This window comes from Streptomyces bungoensis, from assembly GCF_001514215.1.
In the GTDB taxonomy this organism is placed as follows: domain Bacteria; phylum Actinomycetota; class Actinomycetes; order Streptomycetales; family Streptomycetaceae; genus Streptomyces; species Streptomyces bungoensis.
Window position 1 is genome coordinate 195082 of sequence record NZ_KQ948862.1, and the last position, 15204, is coordinate 210285.

16 protein-coding genes and 1 pseudogene are annotated in these 15204 nt (G+C 72.1%); 16 read left to right on the plus strand and 1 reads right to left on the minus strand.

Going from position 1 to position 15204, the window contains the following annotated elements:
* The first annotated feature begins 17 nt into the window (after positions 1-17).
* The 11 genes and pseudogenes from lepB (AQJ66_RS23515) to AQJ66_RS23565 all read left to right on the plus strand — a co-directional run bounded on the left by lepB (AQJ66_RS23515) (position 18) and on the right by AQJ66_RS23565 (position 9467).
* Positions 18-713: a signal peptidase I gene (gene lepB, locus AQJ66_RS23515; protein WP_061925789.1), complete on the plus strand. Its 696-nt coding sequence runs from the start codon at positions 18-20 to the stop codon at positions 711-713.
* Positions 706-1785: pseudogene (gene lepB / locus AQJ66_RS37520) on the plus strand (signal peptidase I); the annotation flags it as partial. The gene lepB (AQJ66_RS23515) and the pseudogene lepB (AQJ66_RS37520), both read left to right, overlap by 8 nt.
* Positions 1685-2689, plus strand: coding sequence for a signal peptidase I (gene lepB / locus AQJ66_RS23525; protein WP_061925795.1), 1005 nt, complete (start codon positions 1685-1687; stop codon positions 2687-2689). The pseudogene lepB (AQJ66_RS37520) and the gene lepB (AQJ66_RS23525), both read left to right, overlap by 101 nt.
* A 69-nt stretch (positions 2690-2758) precedes the next feature.
* Positions 2759-3538 carry a signal peptidase I gene (lepB, locus tag AQJ66_RS23530; RefSeq protein WP_061925798.1) on the plus strand — a complete coding sequence of 260 codons (780 nt, stop codon included), beginning with the start codon at positions 2759-2761 and terminating at the stop codon, positions 3536-3538.
* Positions 3528-4049, plus strand: a complete 522-nt coding sequence (locus tag AQJ66_RS23535) for an NUDIX hydrolase (RefSeq protein ID WP_061925801.1) — start codon at positions 3528-3530, stop codon at positions 4047-4049. The genes lepB (AQJ66_RS23530) and AQJ66_RS23535 overlap by 11 nt, the downstream gene beginning before the upstream one ends.
* A 56-nt stretch (positions 4050-4105) precedes the next feature.
* Complete coding sequence (locus tag AQJ66_RS23540; protein WP_003965949.1) at positions 4106-4414, plus strand: DUF2469 domain-containing protein; 309 nt, start codon at positions 4106-4108, stop codon at positions 4412-4414.
* 58 nt (positions 4415-4472) lie between these two features.
* Positions 4473-4868, plus strand: coding sequence for a YraN family protein (locus tag AQJ66_RS23545; RefSeq protein ID WP_107119026.1), 396 nt, complete (start codon positions 4473-4475; stop codon positions 4866-4868).
* A 1-nt stretch (position 4869) separates the two neighbouring features.
* The gene (locus AQJ66_RS23550) at positions 4870-6495 is read left to right on the plus strand and encodes a YifB family Mg chelatase-like AAA ATPase (RefSeq protein WP_061925806.1); all 1626 of its coding nucleotides are present in this window, start codon (positions 4870-4872) and stop codon (positions 6493-6495) included.
* Entirely contained in the window at positions 6492-7640 is a 1149-nt protein-coding gene (gene dprA, locus AQJ66_RS23555; protein WP_061925809.1) for a DNA-processing protein DprA, read from the plus strand. Before AQJ66_RS23550 ends, dprA begins: the two co-directional genes overlap by 4 nt.
* 361 nt (positions 7641-8001) lie before the next feature.
* Complete coding sequence (whiG, locus tag AQJ66_RS23560) at positions 8002-8844, plus strand: RNA polymerase sigma factor WhiG (protein WP_061925812.1); 843 nt, start codon at positions 8002-8004, stop codon at positions 8842-8844.
* A gap of 65 nt (positions 8845-8909) precedes the next feature.
* Complete coding sequence (locus AQJ66_RS23565) at positions 8910-9467, plus strand: TetR/AcrR family transcriptional regulator (protein WP_061925815.1); 558 nt, start codon at positions 8910-8912, stop codon at positions 9465-9467.
* A 40-nt stretch (positions 9468-9507) separates the two neighbouring features.
* Here AQJ66_RS23565 and AQJ66_RS23570 read toward each other — a convergent pair whose 3' ends face one another.
* A complete protein-coding gene (locus AQJ66_RS23570) occupies positions 9508-10128 on the minus strand; it encodes a peptidoglycan DD-metalloendopeptidase family protein (protein ID WP_244162900.1) in 621 nt (206 codons plus the stop codon).
* Between the two features lie 274 nt (positions 10129-10402).
* Here AQJ66_RS23570 and rpsB point away from each other — a divergent pair, with 274 nt between their 5' ends.
* From rpsB to AQJ66_RS23595, 5 genes are all read left to right on the plus strand, one after another.
* The gene (gene rpsB, locus AQJ66_RS23575; RefSeq protein WP_061925817.1) at positions 10403-11332 is read left to right on the plus strand and encodes a 30S ribosomal protein S2; all 930 of its coding nucleotides are present in this window, start codon (positions 10403-10405) and stop codon (positions 11330-11332) included.
* A 174-nt stretch (positions 11333-11506) separates the two neighbouring features.
* On the plus strand, positions 11507-12343 hold the full coding sequence (gene tsf, locus AQJ66_RS23580; protein ID WP_061925820.1) for a translation elongation factor Ts: 837 nt from the start codon (positions 11507-11509) through the stop codon (positions 12341-12343).
* A gap of 204 nt (positions 12344-12547) precedes the next feature.
* Complete coding sequence (pyrH, locus tag AQJ66_RS23585; protein WP_061925823.1) at positions 12548-13306, plus strand: UMP kinase; 759 nt, start codon at positions 12548-12550, stop codon at positions 13304-13306.
* Between the two features lie 175 nt (positions 13307-13481).
* Positions 13482-14039, plus strand: coding sequence for a ribosome recycling factor (gene frr, locus AQJ66_RS23590; protein WP_014675285.1), 558 nt, complete (start codon positions 13482-13484; stop codon positions 14037-14039).
* Positions 14039-15175, plus strand: a complete 1137-nt coding sequence (locus AQJ66_RS23595) for a phosphatidate cytidylyltransferase (protein WP_079060372.1) — start codon at positions 14039-14041, stop codon at positions 15173-15175. The genes frr and AQJ66_RS23595 overlap by 1 nt, the downstream gene beginning before the upstream one ends.
* The last annotated feature ends 29 nt before the right edge of the window (positions 15176-15204 follow it).

Below are 15204 nucleotides of genomic sequence, written 5' to 3' on the forward strand. Positions count from 1 at the left end.
GATAGCATCTGGCTCCGATGGACACCGAAGCACAGCCGACGGAACGCGACCGCTCCTCCCTCCCCGGTTCCCCGGGGACGGAGGGCCGGTCGCGTTTCGCGTTGGTGTCACGGCTCACCCCGTGGCTGCCCGGCGGCCGGATCACCCTCACCGTCCTCGTCTGCCTGGTGTTTTTGCTGCTCCTCAACGCTTTCGTGGTGCAACCGTTCCAGATTCCGAGCGGATCCATGGAGCAGGGATTGAGGATCGGCGACCGCGTCCTCGTAAATAAGTTGGCGTACCGTTTCGGAGCCCGGCCGCGCCGCGGCGACGTGGTTGTCTTCGACGGCACCGGGTATTTCGGCAACGGCGACTACGTCAAGCGCGTGGTGGGGGTGGGCGGCGACCACGTGGTCTGCTGCGGCAAGGAGGGGAGGCTCGAGGTGAACGGCCGGCCGGTCGACGAGACGGCGTTCCTCCGTCCCGGGGACGCCCCGTCCAGCGTCCCGTTCGACGTCGTCGTGCCCGCGGGCCGCCTGTTCCTCCTCGGTGACCACCGCAGCCGCTCCAGCGACTCCCGCGACCACCTCGGCTCGCCCGGCGGCGGCATGGTCCCCGTCGCCGACGTCATCGGCCGCGCCGACTGGATCGCCTGGCCGTACGCCCACTGGCGGCACCTGACCCGGCCGTCCGCCTACGCGCGCGTGCCCGCCGCGGGAGGCGCGCATGGGTAACCGGGGCAAGCCGCGTGGGGTCACCGGCACGGCCGCCGACGACCTCCTGCCCACCGGCACTCGCCGCACCTCCACGCCGGGTGGCGGCCGCTCGCGCGCGGAGCGGCGCAAACTCCAGCGCAAGGTGAAGCGCAAGCGCAGGCGTTCAGCCGTTCGGGAGATCCCCCTTCTGGTCGGTGTCGCCGTCCTCATAGCGCTGGTCCTGAAGACGTTCCTCGTCCAGGCCTTCGTCATCCCGTCCGGCTCCATGGAGCAGACGATCCGGATCGGCGACCGCGTCCTGGTCGACAAGTTCACCCCGTGGTTCGGCTCCGAGCCGCACCGCGGCGACGTCGTCGTCTTCCACGATCCCGGCGGCTGGCTGGCCGACGAACAGACCCCCAAGGCGAACGACCCCGTCGTCGTCAAACAGGTCAAGGAAGGCCTCACCTTCATCGGCCTGCTGCCCTCGGCCAACGAGAAGGACCTGATCAAGCGGGTCATCGGGGTCGGCGGCGACCACGTCAAGTGCTGCGACGCGCAGGGCCGCGTCACCGTCAACGGCGTCCCGCTGACCGAGGGCGACTACCTGTACCCGGGGAACGAGCCGTCGACCACCCCGTTCGACATCACCGTGCCCAAGGGCCGGCTGTGGGTGATGGGCGACCACCGGGGCAACTCCGCGGACTCCCGCGCCCACCAGAACACCCCGTACGGCGGAACGGTCTCCGTGGATTCGGTGGTCGGCCGGGCCATGGCCATCGGCTGGCCCGTCGGTCACTGGACCAGCCTCGACGAACCTAAAACCTTCGCAAGCGTTGCCGACTCCGTGTCGGGGTCGACCGCGTCCCCCCGGCTGTCGCATAGGGTTGCCTCCGACGATCCGAACGGAATGACTCAGCTCCCGACCCCTGCGGAACTCCCGCTCGTTATGGGAGTGGTGGGCCTGCACCGTGTAAGGGGCAGGCGGCGGCAGAGAGTAAGGAGTTGGCGTGGGGGATGTGGCGGTTGGCGCACGGTCGGGACACGACGGCGAGGAGCACCGCGGGCACCCCGTGGAGGCGAACGCCGCCGCTCAGGACGGCGCCATGAACCCGGAGAACCCGGACTTCCCCGCGGCCGGCGACGGTACGCCGGGACAGCGGCCGGGGATCGGCGAGGACGCGGACGGGGCCGGGCGCCCGCCGAAGAAGCCGCGCTCCTTCTGGAAGGAGCTGCCGATCCTGGTCGTCATCGCGCTGGTCCTGGCGCTGCTGATCAAGACGTTCCTGGTCCAGGCGTTCTCGATCCCGTCGGACTCGATGCAGAACACCCTCCAGCGGGGTGACCGCGTCCTGGTCGACAAGCTCACCCCGTGGTTCGGCTCCGAGCCCGAGCGCGGTGAGGTCGTGGTCTTCCACGACCCGGACAACTGGCTGGCGGGTGAGCCGACGCCCACCCCGAACCCGGTGCAGAAGGTCCTCAGCTGGATCGGCCTGATGCCGTCCGCCGAGGAGAAGGACCTGATCAAGCGGGTGATCGGGGTCGGCGGCGACACGATCCAGTGCAGGGGCACCGGCCCGCTGACGGTCAACGGCAAGGCGCTCGACGAGCCGTACGTCTACCCCGGCAACACCCCGTGCAGCCAGGACGACCAGGGCGGCACGTTCAAGGTGAAGGTGCCCAAGGGCTTCATCTGGGTGATGGGCGACCACCGCCAGAACTCCCGCGACTCGCGCTACAACCAGTCCGACCGGAACCACGGCATGGTGCCCGTCGACAAGGTCGTCGGCCGCGCCATCGTCAAGGCCTGGCCGGTCAACCGCTGGGGCACGCTGCCCATCCCGGACACCTTCGGCCAGGGCCTGGACCAGCAGTCCTCCGCTGCCTCGTCCCTGCCGGTGGCACCGCAGGGCGTCGCGGTGGCGGCCGTCCTCCCGGTCGCCCTCTGGCGGCGCCGGCGGGCCGCGAAGACCGAGCGGCCCGGCACCCGGACCGGATCCACGGCCACTTCTTGACCAACCCTGACCAACCCGGTCCGGCCACGGGCTGGGCCGGACCCGTACCGCCGGGTAGGGTGCGGGTCCATGGGCGAGAGCACGACGCGTACGGCCCCGCAGCGCGCGGGCACGGGCACGGCAGCGGCAGGCGGCAGCCGGGCAGGTCAGCGGTTGTCCGGGCTGGCCGTGGCGCTGGGTCTGGTGCTGTTCCTCGGAGGGTTCGTCTGGGGAGCGGTGCTCTACATGCCGTACACCGTGCCCACCAGTTCGATGTCCCCGACGATCGGCGTCGGTGACCGGGTGCTGGCCGAGCGCGTGCACGGCGCCGACATCCGCCGCGGTGACGTCGTCGTCTTCCGGGACAAGAGCTGGGTCACCAACGCCAACGTGGTCAAGCGGGTCGTCGCGGTCGGCGGCGACACCGTCTCCTGCTGCACCGACGGCAAGCTGACCGTCAACGGCAAGCGGATCGACGAGCCGTACCTGCCCAAGGGCTCCCCGGCCGAGATCACGAAGATCCCGACGGTGACCGTCCCCAAGGGCAGGCTGTTCCTCCTCGGTGACGAACGGCAGGGCTCGCTGGACTCCACCGCGCACCTGACCGACGCCGCCCGGGGCACCGTCTCCCGGGACGCCGTCTCCGCCCGCGTCGACGCCGTGGTCTGGCCCATGAAGGGGGCGCTCGAGCGGCCCACCGGGTTCGAGGCCCTCGGCCCGCTGTCCCAGCCGGGCCCGCTGCGGATCATCGAGCCGGCGATCGCCGCCGGCGCCGTCCTGGTCCTCGCGGGCGGCGCCTACGGACCTGTCGCGGGCCTCCTGGGCCGTTCCCGCCGCCGCGCCCGGCCGGAGACCGCCGGTGCCCGCTGAGGCCGCGACGGGCGGGGACCCCGGCGCGGACGGCCTGCGCAAGGTGGCCCGGGTCGTCCTGCTCGACCCGAGGGACCGCATCCTCCTGCTGCACGGCCACGAGCCGGACGACCCGTCCGACGACTGGTGGTTCACCCCCGGGGGCGGTGTGGAGGGCGCCGAGACGCGCGAGGAGGCCGCGCTCAGGGAACTCGCCGAGGAGACCGGCATCATCGAGGTCGACCTCGGCCCGGTGCTGTGGCGCCGCCGGTGCTCCTTCCCCTTCGCGGGCCGCCGCTGGGACCAGGACGAGTGGTACTACCTGGCCCGTACGACCCGGACGGCGACCGCCGCGCTGGGCCTGACCGAGCTGGAGCGGCGCAGTGTCGCCGGAGCGCGCTGGTGGACGTGTCAGGAACTGACCCGGTCACATGAGACGGTGTATCCGACCAGGCTCGCCGGGCTGCTGCGCACGCTGCTCGACGAGGGTCCCCCGGCCAGGCCCGTGACCCTCGACACCGAAATCGTCTGAGGGACCGTCGGACTGGCGCACAATGGGGGGATCGCACGGCTGAAGGGGAACATGCCATGAGCGCCGAGGACCTCGAGAAGTACGAGACCGAGATGGAGCTGAAGCTCTACCGGGAGTACCGAGACGTCGTCGGTCTGTTCAAATACGTGATCGAGACCGAGCGGCGTTTCTACCTCACCAACGACTACGAGATGCAGGTGCACTCGGTCCAGGGAGAGGTGTTCTTCGAGGTGTCGATGGCAGACGCCTGGGTGTGGGACATGTACCGGCCGGCCCGCTTCGTGAAGCAGGTCCGCGTGCTCACGTTCAAGGACGTGAACATCGAGGAGCTGAACAAGAGCGATCTGGAGCTCCCGGGCGGGTGACGGGGTTTTCCACAACCGCTGAGTCGTCCACCAAGATCAACAACTGTCGGGTGGATGCGTGACCGTTGGCGCCGGAGGTGGTGCCGACATGAGCAGGGCACGCAACGGACTCGGCAGGTACGGCGAGGACCTGGCCGCGCGGCGGCTGACCGACGCCGGGATGACCGTCCTGGAGCGCAACTGGCGCTGGGGGCGGTCCGGCGAGATCGACATCGTGGCCCGGGACGGGAGCACGCTGGTCGTCTGCGAGGTCAAGACCCGCAGGGACGGCGCCTACCAGCACCCGATGGCCGCGCTCACCCCGAGGAAGACCCGGCGTCTGCTGGACCTCGCCGAACGCTGGATCCAGACCCACGGGGGAGCACCGCCCGGAGGCGTCCGCATCGACCTGGTCGGCGTCCTGCTGCCCCGCCGGGGCGGCCCCCGCGTCGAGCACGCGCGGGGGGTGGCCTGACATGGGATTCGCCCGTACGTGCTCCGTCGCCCTGGTCGGCGTCGAGGGCGTCGTCGTCGAGGTCCAGGCCGACCTGGAACCCGGAGTGGCGGCCTTCACCCTGGTGGGCCTGCCCGACAAGAGCCTGACCGAGAGCCGCGACCGGGTCAGGGCCGCGGTGGTCAACTCGGGTGCCGAGTGGCCGCAGAAGAAGCTCACCGTGGGGCTCAGCCCCGCGTCCGTGCCCAAGGCCGGCTCGGGGTTCGACCTGGCCGTCGCCTGCGCCGTCCTCGGCGCCGCGGAGCGCATCGACCCCAGGGTCCTGGCCGACATCGTGATGATCGGGGAACTCGGCCTGGACGGCAGGGTGCGGCCGGTGCGGGGCATCCTCCCCGCGGTGCTGGCCGCCGCCGACGCCGGCTACGAACAGGTCGTCGTGCCGGAGTGCGCCGCCGCCGAGGCCACCCTGGTCCCCGGCGTGTCCGTGCTCGGCGTGCGCAGCCTGCGCCAGCTGATCGCCGTCCTGGCCGACGAGCCCGTCCCCGACGAGGAGCCGGACGACCGGGGACGCCCCGACCCCCTCCTGGCCGGCCTGCGGGTGCCCGGCGCGGGCGCGGCCACCGGCATGCACAGCGTCGGCGCCGCGCAGCACGACCACGGCCACGACCTGGCCGACGTCGTGGGCCAGATCCCGGCGCGCACGGCCGTGCAGGTGGCCGCCGCCGGAGGGCACCACCTGTTCCTCGAGGGCCCGCCCGGCGCGGGCAAGACCATGCTGGCGGAGCGGCTGCCCGCCGTGCTGCCCCGGCTGACCCGGCAGGAGTCGCTGGAGGTCACCGCGGTCCACTCGGTGGCCGGGCTGCTGCCCCCGGGCAAGCCGCTCATCGACGCCGCGCCCTACTGCGCCCCGCACCACTCGGCCACCATGCAGTCGCTCGTCGGCGGCGGCCCCGGCGTGGCGAGGCCCGGCGCCGTCTCCCTCGCCCACCGGGGCGTGCTCTTCCTGGACGAGGCCCCCGAGTTCCACGGCCAGACCCTGGACGCCCTGCGGCAGCCCCTGGAGTCCGGGCACGTGGTGATCGCGCGCAGCGCCGGAGTGGTCCGGTTCCCGGCCAGGTTCCTCATGGTCCTGGCGGCCAACCCCTGCCCCTGCGGACGCTTCTCCCAGCGCGACGCCCTGTGCGACTGCCCGCCCTCGGCGATCCGCCGCTACCAGGCCCGGCTGTCCGGCCCCCTGCTGGACCGGGTCGACCTGCGGGTCGAGGTCGAGCCCGTCACTCGGGCCCAGCTGACCGAACCCGGTGCCCGCGGCGAGTCCACCGCGGCCGTCGCCGACCGGGTCCGGGCGGCCCGGGAGCGGTCGGCGGCCCGGCTCGCCGGCACACCCTGGCGCACCAACAGCGAGGTGCCGGGCCGGGAGCTGCGCAGCCGCTTCCACGCGGCCGCCGGCGCGATGGACGAGGCCGAGCGCAGCCTGGAGCGGGGCGTGCTGACGGCCCGGGGAATCGACCGGGTGCTGCGGGTGGCGTGGACGGTCGCGGACCTCGTCGGCCACGACCGGCCGGGCGCCGCCGACGTCGCGCTCGCGCTGCACCTGCGCACCGGTGTCCCGCGCGGGGTGCCCCTGGCGCTCGGGACCCCGGCGTGAGCGCGGGCGGTGAGCTGACGGCCCGGGTGTTCCTCGCCCGGGTCGTCGAACCCGGGGACGAGACAGCGGGGCGGTGGCTGCGGGAGTTCGGGGTGGCGGAGGTGGTGCGGCGGCTGCGGGACGGCGGGGCGCCGCTGCCCGGGGTGAGCGGGACGCGCTGGGGCGGGCTGGTGGCCCGGGCGCGGCAGGCGGAGCCCGAGCGGGATCTCGAGGCCGCTCGGGCCGCGGGGATGCGGTTCGTCTGCCCCGGGGACGCGGAGTGGCCCGCGCAGCTCGACGACCTCGGCGACGCCCGGCCCACGGGGCTGTGGGTGCGCGGGCGGGCCGGCCTGCGCCTGTGGGCGCTCAGGTCCGTCGCCGTGGTGGGGGCCCGCGCCTGCACCGAGTACGGCACCCATGTGGCGGCCGCGCTCGCCTCGGGGCTGGCCGAGCGGGGCTGGGTCGTCGTCTCCGGCGGCGCCTACGGCATCGACGGGGCCGCCCACCGAGGCGCCCTCGCCGCCGGCGGAGCCACCGTCGCCGTCCTGGCCTGCGGTGTCGACCGGCCCTACCCCCGCGGCCACACCGCGCTGATCAACCGCATCGCCGAACAGGGACTGGTGATCGGCGAGCTGCCACCCGGCGACCACCCGACCCCGAGCCGGTTCATCCTGCGCAACCGGGTGATCGCGGCGCTCACCCGGGGCACCGTCGTCGTGGAGGCCGCCTGCCGCAGCGGCTCGCTGGTCACCGCGCGGGCGGCCCAGCGGCTCGGCAGGTTCACGATGGGCGTGCCCGGCCCCGTCACCAGCGGGCTCTCCGCAGGCGTCCACGAACTGCTGCGCGAGGAGGCCGTCCTCGTCACCGATGCCGCCGACGTCGTCGAACTCGTGGGCGACATGGGTGAACTCGCCCCGCCCCGGCGTGGCCCCGTTCTGCCGCGCGACCTGCTGGAACCCGCCGCGCGGGCCGTCCTCGCCGCCCTGCCCGGCGACCGCGCGGCCCCCGCCGCGGAGATCGCCCGCGGGGCGCGCACCACGCCGGACGACGCGATCGCGAGGCTGTACGAACTGCGGGCACTTGGTTACGTCGAACGACACGGCGATGGCTGGAAGTTGACACGCCATGCCGTGATCTCGGCCCGGCGCGGTCGGAGTCCATGCTGACCGAGCGTGTTCGCCCGTCCGGGGGAACCCCTACGCCCTTTGGGTTTCCCGGAGTTGAGGTCGGCGGCCGGTCACTCTGAGCGAACGGCCGAGGGTGGTGGCACGGCCGGTGGGACGGCTCCGCGCACGAGTGGAGCCTCGCTGTTCGCACACCGCGACTCCTCAGTCACGCTACGCTCACGAAAGTCCGGCGCAGACCGCGCGAACTCGACATCAGACCGACTACTCGCCCGGGTACCCCACTTCCCCCACGAAACCCGCCCACCCCACCCCGCCCCGTCCCACCCTCGTCCACGTCCCCGCTCCACGGCACATCACGGCACATCACGGCACTTCACAGCAGAACGGCACAAGGCGACGAATGCCCCAGCACACCTCCGGGTCCGACCGGGCGGCGCTCCCCCCAGCCGCCCGCGACGGTGGCAGCGCGCGGCCGCCCGCTCCCTCGACGCTCGACGAGCTGTGGCGGTCGTACAAGGCGACGGGGGACGAGCGGCTGCGGGAACAGCTGATCCTGCACTACTCGCCGCTCGTCAAGTACGTGGCGGGCCGGGTGAGCGTCGGCCTGCCGCCCAACGTGGAGCAGGCGGACTTCGTCTCCTCGGGCGTCTTCGGGCTGATCGACGCGATCGAGAAGTTCGACATCGACCGGGAGATCAAGTTCGAGACGTACGCGATCACCCGGATCCGCGGCGCGATGATCGACGAGTTGCGGGCGCTGGACTGGATCCCCCGGTCCGTGCGGCAGAAGGCGCGCAACGTGGAACGGGCCTACGCCACCCTGGAGGCGCGGCTGCGGCGGACCCCGTCGGAAGGGGAGGTCGCCGCCGAGATGGGCATCGCGGTCGACGAACTGCACGCCGTCTTCAGCCAGTTGTCCCTGGCCAACGTCGTGGCGCTGGAGGAGCTGCTGCACGTCGGCGGCGAGGACGGCGACGGGCTCAGCTTCATGGACACCATCGAGGACACCGCCGCCGACAACCCGGTGGAGGTGGCCGAGGACCGCGAGCTGAGGCGGTTCCTGGCGCGGGCGATCAACACGCTGCCCGAGCGGGAGAAGACCGTGGTCACGCTGTACTACTACGAGGGGCTCACCCTCGCCGAGATCGGCCACGTGCTCGGGGTCACCGAGAGCCGGGTCAGCCAGATCCACACCAAGTCGGTGCTGCAGCTGCGGGCGAAGCTGGCGAGCTTCGGACGCTGAGTCGCTCCCGTTCACGGGGGCCCCTCCGTAGAGTGGTCGACGTGCCAAGGATTCGAGCGGCCTCCGTGGCCGAGCACCGGTCGATGCAGCGAGCCGCCCTGCTGGACGCGGCGCGGTCCCTGCTGTCCGAGGGTGGGACGGAGGCGCTGACCTTCCCCGCGCTGGCCGAGCGCACGGGACTCGCGCGGTCCTCCGTCTACGAGTACTTCCGGTCGCGGGCCGCGGTGGTCGAGGAGCTGTGCGAGGTCGACTTCCCCGTGTGGGCGGCGGAGGTCGCCGCGGCGATGGAGCGGGCGCCGTCGGCCGAGGGAAAGGTCGAGGCGTACGTGCGGCAGCAGCTCTCGCTGGCCGGGGACCGGCGGCACCGGGCCGTGGTGGCGATCTCGGCGAGCGAGCTGGACGCCGGGGCGCGGGAGAAGATCCGGGCCGCGCACGGCGGACTGGTCACGCTGGTCGTCGAGGCGCTGGGGGAGCTGGGGCACGGGCAGCCCCGGCTGGCGGCCATGCTGCTGCAGGGAGTCGTGGACGCGGCGGTACGGCGGATCGAGCTGGGCGCGGCCGAGGACCCCGCGGTGGTCACCGACGCGGCCGTCGCCATGGCGCTGCGCGGCGTCCGGGGCTGAGCCGGGGCGCGGCGCTGAGCCGGGGCATTGGCCGCCCCGGTTACCCGGGCAGCGGGACACCCAGGACCGGCAGCAGCCGCGAGGGGCCCCTGCGCAGGAGCCACGGCGGCAGCAGGGACAGCGGGTCGAGATAGGTCTCGCCCCGCAGCAGGCCCCAGTGCACGCACGCCGCCGCCGGCCCGCAGTGCGAGCCCCTCGGCTCCACCACCCCCACCACCGCACCCGCGGCGACCGCGTCCCCCTTCCGTACCGACGGGCTCACCGGCTCGTACGTGGTCCGCAGATCCGTCCCCGCCAGTGCCACCGACACCACGCCGCGCCCCGCGACCCGGCCGGCGAAGACCACGCGGCCGGCCGCGACCGCGCGGACCGGGGAGCCGGGCGGAGCGGCCAGGTCGACCCCCCGGTGCCCGGGCCCGTACACCGTCGCCGGGGGCTCCCAGCCGCGCAGGACCGGAGGCCGGACGCCCACCGGCCAGGTGCGGCCGACGGCCGGAACCGGCGCCTCGCGGGGCACCGGGGGACCGGGCGCCGGCGTGCCCGCCCGGGCCGGCGGTCCCGGCACCGGCGCGCCCGCCCGGGCCGCAGGAGCCGGCGCGGCCAGGCCCAGTGCCGGCAGACACGCCGCCCACACCGCCGTACATCGCATCGCTCGTCGCATGCGCAGCAGGCTCCCGGATTCTCGCGATCATGGCCGGGACCTGTGGACGACCGGCCGGTTGTGGACAGCGGCGTCACCCGCTGCCCCGTCGGTCCCGTACACTTCTTCTGGCGATCCGGGTCACCGGGTCGACTTCGCACGCCCAGGCACGGCACCCGGAACGGGTTCGTGCCAAGCGCCTCTCGGTCCTTCGTGGCACGGCGCACCACGGGCGTCAGGCGCGGCCGCCGTCCGGCGGGCGCGGCACAACCGAGAAACTCAAGGAGATACGGCCATGGCCGTCGTCACGATGCGGGAGCTGCTGGAGAGCGGCGTCCACTTCGGTCACCAGACCCGTCGCTGGAACCCGAAGATGAAGCGCTTCATCTTCACCGAGCGCAACGGCATCTACATCATCGACCTGCTCCAGTCGCTGTCGTACATCGACCGCGCCTACGAGTTCGTCAAGGAGACCGTCGCCCACGGCGGCACGGTCATGTTCGTCGGCACCAAGAAGCAGGCGCAGGAGGCCATCGCCGAGCAGGCCACCCGCGTCGGCATGCCCTACGTCAACCAGCGCTGGCTGGGCGGCATGCTCACCAACTTCTCGACCGTCTACAAGCGCCTGCAGCGCCTGAAGGAGCTCGAGCAGATCGACTTCGAGGACGTGGCCGCCTCCGGCCTCACCAAGAAGGAGCTGCTGGTCCTCTCCCGCGAGAAGGCCAAGCTGGAGAAGACCCTCGGCGGTATCCGCGAGATGCAGAAGGTGCCCAGCGCCGTCTGGATCGTGGACACCAAGAAGGAGCACATCGCGGTCGGCGAGGCCCGGAAGCTCAACATCCCGGTCGTCGCGATCCTCGACACCAACTGCGACCCCGACGAGGTCGACTACAAGATCCCGGGCAACGACGACGCGATCCGCTCCGTCACCCTGCTCACCCGCGTGATCGCCGACGCCGTCGCCGAGGGCCTCATCTCCCGCTCCCGTGTCGCCACGGGTGACAAGGGCGAGAAGGCCGCGGGCGAGCCGCTCGCCGAGTGGGAGCGCGACCTGCTCGAGGGCGAGAAGAAGGCGGACGAGGCCGCTCCGGCCGCCGAGGCCGCTCCGGCCGCCGAGGCTGCTCCGGCCGCCGAGGCCGAGAAGCCGGCCGAGGCCCCCGCCGCCGAGGCCGCCGAGGCTCCCGCCGCCGAGGCCGCCCCGGCCGCCGAGGGCGAGCAGGCCTGACGTCAGCGTTGACGGTGGGGGCGGCACGGAATCCACAGCGCCTCCGGCGAGGGTGAGTCCGCCCCCACCGTTCACCCGTCGGTCGGCACGCCGTCCGCGATCCACGGCCGCACGTGGACCCGGACCGTGCTGATCTCCGATCTTTCGAAGACTTCGAGAAAGACTCACAGACTCATGGCGAACTACACCGCCGCCGACGTCAAGAAGCTCCGTGAGCTCACGGGCGCCGGCATGATGGACTGCAAGAAGGCCCTGGACGAGGCCGAGGGCAACGTCGACAAGGCCGTCGAGGCGCTGCGCATCAAGGGCCAGAAGGGCGTCGCCAAGCGTGAGGGCCGCTCCGCCGAGAACGGCGCCGTGGTCTCCATCATCGCCGACGACAACTCCTCCGGCGTCCTCGTCGAGCTGAAGTGCGAGACGGACTTCGTCGCCAAGGGCGACAAGTTCCAGGCCGTGGCCAAGGCCATCGCCGAGCACGTCGCCAAGTCCTCCCCGGCCGACATCGAGGCCCTGCTCGCCTCCGAGATCGAGGCCGGCAAGACCGTCCAGGCGTTCGTGGACGAGGCCAACGCCAACCTCGGTGAGAAGATCGTCCTGGACCGCTTCGCGCAGTTCTCCGACGGCTACGTCACCGCCTACATGCACCGCACGATGCCCGACCTGCCCCCGCAGATCGGTGTCCTCGTCGAGCTCGACAAGCCGAACGCCGAGGTCGCCAAGGGCATCGCCCAGCACATCGCCGCGTTCGCGCCGAAGTACCTCGCCAAGGAGGACGTGCCGGCCGACGTCGTCGAGTCCGAGCGCCGCATCGCCGAGGAGACCACCCGCGCCGAGGGCAAGCCCGAGGCCGCGATCGCCAAGATCGTCGAGGGCCGCCTGAACGGCTTCTTCAAGGACGCGACGCTGCTCGGCCAGCCGTACGCGCTCGACAACAAGAAGTCGGTCCAGAAGGTGCTGGACGAGGCCGGTGTCACCCTGAAGCGCTTCTCGCGCATCAAGGTCGGCATCTGAGTCCGTACCGCGATCGACGCGCGACCCGCGGAGAAATCCCGATAGGGTCGACAGCAGTCGTCCGCGCACACCGCCACACCCGGGTGTGGGGCGGACGGCAGCAGATCTGACGAGGAGGCCATTGCCGCGCATGGGAGCGAAAAGCGACCCCAACCGGCAGTGGCCTTCTTCGCATGTGCACCACGTAACAGAGGCGGGATCCCGATGACCACCAAAGCCCAGAAGAGCGACGACGGCAAAGTACGCGGCCGGTTTCTGCTGAAGCTGTCCGGAGAGGCGTTCTCCGGTGGCGGGGGCCTGGGCGTGGACCCGGACGTGGTGCACAAGATCGCCCGCGAGATCGCCGCCGTCGTCCGCGACGGCGCGGAGATCGCGGTCGTGATCGGCGGCGGCAACTTCTTCCGCGGCGCCGAACTGCAGCAGCGCGGCATGGACCGCGCCCGCTCCGACTACATGGGCATGCTCGGCACCGTGATGAACTGCCTCGCCCTCCAGGACTTCCTGGAGAAGGAGGGCATCGACAGCCGGGTGCAGACCGCCATCACCATGGGCCAGGTCGCCGAGCCGTACATCCCGCTGCGGGCCGTGCGCCACCTGGAGAAGGGCCGCGTGGTCATCTTCGGCGCCGGTATGGGCATGCCGTACTTCTCCACCGACACCACCGCCGCCCAGCGCGCCCTGGAGATCGACGCCGAGGCGCTGCTCATGGGCAAGAACGGCGTGGACGGGGTCTACGACTCCGACCCCAAGACCAACCCCGACGCCGTCAAGTTCGACGCTCTCGGCTACGGCGAGGTCATCACCCGCGACCTGAAGGTCGCCGACGCCACCGCGATCACGCTGTGCCGCGACAACAAGCTGCCGATCCTCGTGTTCGAGCTGCTGGCGGAAGGCAATATCGCGCGGGCCGTCAAGGGTGAGAAGATCGGCACGCTGGTGGGTGACCAGGCCGGCCGGGGCTGACCCGGCACCGACCCGGCCGGTGGTGCGCGGCCCCGTGAGGGCGCCGGACCACGGCCGGGGGATGGACAATGTCCTGCCGGTCGGGAACCGTGCAGGAAGAAGACGCGACGCAGCCGGCCGCCGCCCCGACGAGGAACCGCAGCCGGGCCTTACTCAAGACACGCAGGAGCAAGTGGTGATCGAAGAGACCCTCCTCGAGGCCGAGGAGAAGATGGAGAAGGCCGTCGTGGTCGCCAAGGAGGACTTCGCCGCGATCCGCACCGGCCGTGCGCACCCGGCGATGTTCAACAAGATCGTGGCCGACTACTACGGCGCGCCGACGCCGATCAACCAGCTGGCCTCGTTCTCCGTGCCGGAACCGCGCATGGCGGTCGTGACCCCGTTCGACAAGAGCGCGCTGCGCAACATCGAGCAGGCGATCCGCGACTCCGACCTGGGCGTCAACCCCAGCAACGACGGCAACATCATCCGGGTGGTGTTCCCCGAGCTCACCGAGGAGCGCCGCCGCGAGTACATCAAGGTCGCCAAGGGCAAGGGCGAGGACGCCAAGGTGTCCATCCGCTCGGTGCGCCGCAAGGCCAAGGACGCCATCGACAAGCTGATCAAGGACGGCGAGGTCGGCGAGGACGAGGGCCGCCGTGCGGAGAAGGAGCTCGACGACACCACCGCGAAGTACGTCGCGCAGGTGGACGAGCTCCTGAAGCACAAGGAAGCGGAGCTGCTCGAGGTCTGATGAACGACTCTTCCTGGGGAGCGCCGCCGCACGCCGGACCACAGACCGGGTACTGGGGGCCGTCCGACCAGGGGCCTGCGCAGGGCGTAGCCCCGGCGGGTCCCGTCTACGATGCGCCACCGGCGCAGCAGACTCGCCCCATGCCCATCGTGCCCGACGGACCCGCGTACGGCGGGAACCAGGACGACGAACGGAGGGCCGCTCGGCTGAACGGCCCTCCGTTGCGAGACGAGATGCAGCAGGTGCCGCCCCCCGGGGCGGTGCGGCGGAATCCGGAGCCCATGCCCGACGCCCCCCAGCCGGCGCCCGCGCCGCCGAAGAAGAGCGCGGGCCGCGACCTGAGCGCGGCCATAGGCGTCGGGGTGGGGCTCGGTGTGGTGATCCTCGCCTCCCTGTTCGTGGTCAAGGCCGTGTTCGTCGGGGTGATCGCCGTCGCCGTGGTCGTGGGCCTGTGGGAACTGACCAGCAGGCTGCGGGAGCGCAAGGAGATCAAGGCGCCGCTGGTGCCGCTGGCGCTGGGCGGTGCGGCGATGGTGATCGCCGGGTACGTCCGGGGCGCCGAGGGCGCCTGGGTCGCCATGGCGCTCACGGCACTGGCGGTCCTGGTCTGGCGGATGACGGAACCGCCGGAGGGCTACCTCAAGGACGTCACGGCGGGCGTCTTCGCGGCGTTCTACGTGCCCTTCCTGGCCACGTTCGTCGCGCTCATGCTCACCGCCGACGACGGTCCCTGGCGGGTCCTGACCTTCCTGCTGCTGACGGTCGTCAGCGACACGGGCGCGTACGCCGTCGGCTGGCGCTTCGGCACGCACAAGCTCGCCCCGCGCATCAGCCCCGGCAAGACCCGGGAGGGACTGCTGGGCGCGGTGTCGTTCGCCATGGTCGCGGGCGCGCTGTGCATGCAGTTCCTGATCGACGGCGGCGCCTGGTGGCAGGGTCTGCTGCTCGGCCTCGCGGTCGCGGTCAGCGCCACCCTCGGCGACCTCGGCGAGTCGATGATCAAGCGTGACCTGGGCATCAAGGACATGGGCACCCTGCTGCCGGGCCACGGAGGCATCATGGACCGCCTCGACTCACTGCTGCCGACGGCACCGGTGGTGTGGCTGCTGATGGTGGCCTTCGTGGGAAGCAGCTGAACAACGGCTGGGACACGTACGACGAGGGG